This is a genomic window from Mycobacterium sp. (assembly GCF_044342925.1).
In the GTDB taxonomy this organism is placed as follows: domain Bacteria; phylum Actinomycetota; class Actinomycetes; order Mycobacteriales; family Mycobacteriaceae; genus Mycobacterium.
This window is the reverse complement of sequence record NZ_JBIIOV010000206.1, coordinates 1-4,993: the sequence shown is the minus strand read 5'-3', so window position 1 is coordinate 4,993 and position 4,993 is coordinate 1. Positions and strand designations below refer to the sequence as shown.

Here is a 4,993-nt window from a genome sequence, read left to right as displayed (position 1 = left end):
GTCTTCGCCGACGGCCGTGGACAGGCCGCCGATGTCCCCGCGGTCGCAGCTGGCCACCAGCGGCAGCAGACCGATCGCAGCGTGCTCGGCGGCGTGCAGCGACCCGGGAAGCTGCGGGAGGTCAATCCCGTTGGCCGCCAAGAGTTCCGCGGTCGCCGTGTACATCACGGCAGTGGTGGGCAAGGTCCGCTCCGGTGAATCCAGCTCGATGAAATCGATCACCTCACCGGATGCCGCCCGCCGTAGGTAGCCGATCACCCGGCGGGTCACGCAGACCGGCACCAGGCCGAGCGTCACCGGGCCGTAGTCCACCCGCTCGCCCGGACCGGTGACGGTGATGTCGGTGATCTCGCGGGCGAAGGTTGAATACCCGGGATCCTCGGCGTGGACGAAGGCGATCCGCTCATCGAGATCCAGCGAATCCACCAGGTAGGTCTCGCCCTGGTGCAGATACACCGCGCCGGGATGCACGGTTCCCGGCGCCTGACCGGCTTCGGTGCTGCCCAGCAGTCGGCCGGTACCCGACTCCACGATCGCGATCTGTCCGCCGGCGCCTCCCCGGATGTCCACCTGATGGTGCGGGTCCAGCCCGGGGACGGGGAAGTACCGCCCGGCGCGGTGGCGAAGCAGGCCGTCGGCGACCAGTTCCCGGGCCACTGCGGCTGCCTGCCAGTTCCCCAGTTCGGCGTCGGTGAGCGGCAACTCGGTGGCCGCGCAGAGCAACTGCGGACCCATCACGTACGGGTTCGCCGGATCGGTCACCACCCGTTCCACCGGCTTGCCCAGCAGGGCGCTCGGGTGGTGCACCAGGTAGGTGTCCAGGGGGTCGTCCCGCGCGACCAGCACCACCAGGGCGCCCTGGCCGCGCCGCCCGCAGCGCCCGGCCTGCTGCCAGAACGACGCCACCGTCCCGGGAAAGCCGGCCAGCACCACCGCGTCGAGCCCGGAGATGTCGATGCCCAGTTCCAGCGCGTTGGTGGCGGCCAGGCCGCGCAGTTCGCCGTCGGCGAGTGCCCGTTCGAGGGCCCGGCGGTCTTCGGCGAGGTAACCGGCCCGGTAGGAGGCCACCGTGTCGCACAAGTGCGGGGCGGTTTCGGCCAGCCGCGCGCGGGCGCCCAGCGCCGTCAACTCGGCGCTGCGGCGGGACCGCACGAAGGTCAGGGTGCGCGCGCCTTCGGCCACCAGGTCGGCCATCATCCGGGCCGCATCGGCGCCGGCCGACCGGCGCACCGGCGCCCCGTTCTCGCCATGCAGGTCATGGCGCAACTCCGGCTCCCACAGCGCGATGGTGCGAGCGCCCTGCGGGGAGCCGTCGTCGGTGACCTCGGCGACCGGACAGCCGATCAGATCGGCGGCGGTGTCGCCGGGCGCGGCCGTCGTCGCGCTGGCGAATACCACGGTGGGGCCTGGCGAACCGGCGTCGCGGTACCGGTCGCACAGGCGCAGCAGGCGGCGCAGCACCATCGCCACGTTGGAGCCGAATATCCCTCGGTAGTAATGGCATTCGTCAACGACGATGTAACGCAACCCGCGCAGGAACACCGCCCAGCGGGCGTGGTTGCGCAGCAGCGACAGATGCACCATGTCGGGGTTGGAGAACAGCCAGCGGGACCGTTCCCGGGCGAAGCGGCGGACCTCCAGCGGGGCATCGCCGTCGTAGGCGGTCGGCGCCACGTCACGAAGAGTCGGCACCGGCGATGTCAGCGAAAAAGCGGTCCGAAGCTGATCGTGCCCCAGCGCCTTGGTCGGCGACAGGTACAGCGCGCGGGCGCGGGGATCACGAGCCAGCGTGTCCATGATGGGCAACTGGAATGCCAAGGACTTGCCCGACGCCGTCCCGGTGCTGATCACCACGTGACGGCCCTGGTGAGCCAGGTCGGCGGCGGTGACCTGATGCGACCACGGGCGGCGGATTCCGAGGCTGGCCAATGACGTCACCACATCCGGTGTCACCCAGGTGGGCCAGTCCGCCGATTGCGCTGTGCGGGCCGGGATTTCGGCGACGTGCAACAGCGACGACGGGCGGTCGGGCCCGCACACGGCGTCCAGCAAATCGCCGCCGAAACTCGCCATGGTCACCTCCCGCTCCACATCGAATTGTTGCCGAAGCTGTCCTAACCGCGTCGGACGTGGTTGGATGGTCGTGGTCGCAGCTTCTGTGTTCGTGTCTCCACAATCGCAGGATCGACGTTGCGGTCGCTGTTCCTGCGAGGGTGTGAGCCCAGAAGGTATGCGGTCTCAACCGGCCCGGTCTACATGAATATCGGTAGATCGCTCCCGGAAAGAAGTTAGGAAAGAAATGCCACAGGGAACTGTGAAGTGGTTCAACGCGGAGAAGGGCTTCGGCTTCATTGCTCCGGAGGATGGCTCCGCTGACGTGTTCGTCCACTACACGGAGATTCAGGGTTCGGGCTTCCGCACCCTGGAGGAGAACCAGCGGGTTGAGTTCGAGGTCGGCCAGAGCCCCAAGGGGCCGCAGGCCACCGGCGTCCGCGCCGTCTGAGCGACAACAGTCACACAGCACCCCCGCCTGGCCCGTTCACGGGCCGAGCGGGGGTGCTCTGTTTCTCGACGCGGTTTCTCGACGCGGTTTCTCGATGCGGAAGCCGTCGGGTCGGACGCGGCTCGGCGGCGGTCGGCCACTGATGTCCTGGCCTAATGTCGAAGCGTGAGCCAGCTGTCGTTCTTCTCCGCCGAGTCGGTGCCGCCCGCGGTCGCCGACTTGACCGGAGTGCTCGCAGCAGCCGGCCAGGTGGTCATCGTGGGCAACGGGGCCCGGCTGTCGGTGGTGGTCGACGCCGTCTGGCGGGCCGCCGCGCTGGCCGAGATGATGGTTGCGACCGGACTACAGGCCGAGGTGACCAGCACCGAGGAGGACACCCCGCTGGTGCGCACCGCCGTCGACGTCCGACTGCTGGCCATCGCCGCGGACTGGACCCGGGGCGCGGTGAAGACCGTGCCGACGGACTGGCTGCCCGGTCCGCGGGAACTTCGGGCCTGGACGCTGGCGGCCGGCAGCCCGGAAGCCGACCGGTACCTGCTCGGGCTGGATCCGCACGCGCCCGACACCCACTCCCCGCTGGCGTCGGCGTTGATGCGGATCGGTATCGCCCCGACGCTGATCGGCACCCGGGGAGCTCATCCGGCGCTGCGAATCAGCGGCCGCCGGCGGCTGTCGCGACTGGTGGAGACGGTGGGACAACCCCCGGAAGGGGCCGCCGCGGAGGCGGCCTGGCCGCGTGTCTGAGACGTTGCCCACAGGGCGCCGGTTTGCGTCCGCCGGTGTCCGGGTGCGAAATTGTCTGGTACCCGGGGGGTTTTCATGGGGTACACATCAGGGAATGTGTGCCCGAATGGCCCCATATCAGAAGTGGAGCGTAAGCGTAGTTGGCTGACGACGACCGCGTAAGCGGTAACCGCAACGGCAACGTCCGGCGGCTCGTCATCGTCGAGTCGCCTACTAAAGCGCGCAAAATCGCCGGCTATCTCGGCCGTGACTACGTCGTCGAATCCTCCCGCGGCCACATCCGTGACCTGCCCAAAGGCGCAGCCGACGTGCCCGCCAAGTACAAGACGGAGAAGTGGGCCCGGCTCGGTGTCGACGTCGATCACGACTTCGAGCCGCTCTACGTGGTCAGCCCGGACAAGAAGGCCACCGTCACCGAGCTGAAGAGCCTGCTCAAAGACGTCGACGAGCTGTACCTCGCCACCGACGGTGACCGGGAGGGCGAGGCCATCGCCTGGCATTTGCTGGAGACGCTCAAGCCGCGCGTCCCGGTCCGCCGGATGGTTTTCCACGAGATCACCGAGCCCGCCATCCGGGCGGCCGCCGAGAATCCGCGTGATCTCGACACCGACCTCGTCGACGCGCAGGAGACCCGCCGCATTCTGGACCGGCTCTACGGCTACGAGGTCAGTCCGGTGCTGTGGAAGAAGGTGGCCCCGAAGCTGTCCGCCGGCCGCGTGCAGTCGGTGGCCACCCGCATCATCGTGCAGCGCGAGCGTGAACGCATGGCGTTCCGCAGCGCCGCCTACTGGGACATCCTGGCCGAACTCGACGCCAGCGTGTCCGACCCGCAGGCCAGCCCGCCGCGGTTCAACGCCCGCCTCGTCGCGGTGGACGGCAAGCGGGTGGCCAGCGGCCGCGACTTCGACTCCCTCGGCGCGCTGCGCAAGCCGGCCGAGGTGCAGGTGCTCGACCAAGCCGCTGCCGGTGCGCTGGCCGCCGGGCTGCAGGGTGCGGCCCTGACCGTCGCGTCGGTGGAGGAGAAGCCCTACACCCGCCGTCCGTACCCGCCGTTCATGACCTCGACGCTGCAGCAGGAAGCCGGCCGCAAACTGCGGTTCACCTCCGAACGCACCATGAGCGTGGCCCAGAAGCTGTACGAGAACGGCTACATCACCTATATGCGGACCGACTCCACGACGCTGTCGGAGTCGGCGATCAACGCCGCGCGCAACCAGGCCCGTCAGCTCTACGGCGACGAGTACGTCCACCCGTCGCCACGCCAGTACACCCGCAAGGTCAAGAACGCCCAGGAGGCGCACGAGGCGATCCGGCCCTCCGGCGACACCTTCGCCACCCCGGGCGCGCTGCACGCCGAACTCGACACCGACGGCTTCCGGCTCTACGAGCTGATCTGGCAGCGGACCGTCGCCTCGCAGATGGCCGACGCCCGCGGCACCACCCTGAGCCTGCGGATAACCGGTAGCGCCGCCGACGGCCGCGTGGCGGCCTTCGCGGCCAGCGGACGCACCATCACCTTCCCCGGCTTCCTGAAGGCCTACGTCGAGACCGTTGACGAACTCGCCGGCGGCGAGGCCGACGACGCCGAGAGCCGGCTGCCGCAGCTGCGCCAGGGTCAGCGGGTGGATGCCACCCGGCTGACCGCCGACGGCCACGCCACCAACCCGCCGGCCCGCTACACCGAGGCGTCGTTGGTCAAGGCGCTCGAAGAGCTCGGAATCGGCCGTCCCTCGACGTACTCGTCGA

4 protein-coding genes are annotated in these 4,993 nt (G+C 69.5%); 3 read left to right on the top strand and 1 reads right to left on the bottom strand.

Going from position 1 to position 4,993, the window contains the following annotated elements; translation table 11 throughout:
- On the bottom strand, positions 1–2,073 hold a 2,073-nt coding region (sftH, locus tag ADBZ6I_RS15930; protein ID WP_526385539.1), incomplete at its 3' end, for a DNA 3'-5' helicase SftH.
- Positions 2,074–2,299: 226 nt separating this feature from the next.
- On the opposite strand from sftH, the gene ADBZ6I_RS15925 reads away from it, so the two are divergent.
- The 3 genes from ADBZ6I_RS15925 to topA form a co-directional block, all read left to right on the top strand.
- Complete coding sequence (locus tag ADBZ6I_RS15925; RefSeq protein ID WP_005138711.1) at positions 2,300–2,503, top strand: cold-shock protein; 204 nt, start codon at positions 2,300–2,302, stop codon at positions 2,501–2,503.
- A gap of 165 nt (positions 2,504–2,668) precedes the next feature.
- Positions 2,669–3,247, top strand: a complete 579-nt coding sequence (locus ADBZ6I_RS15920) for a hypothetical protein (protein WP_526385537.1) — start codon at positions 2,669–2,671, stop codon at positions 3,245–3,247.
- A 140-nt stretch (positions 3,248–3,387) separates the two neighbouring features.
- On the top strand, positions 3,388–4,993 hold a 1,606-nt coding region (topA, locus tag ADBZ6I_RS15915; RefSeq protein WP_526385535.1), incomplete at its 3' end, for a type I DNA topoisomerase.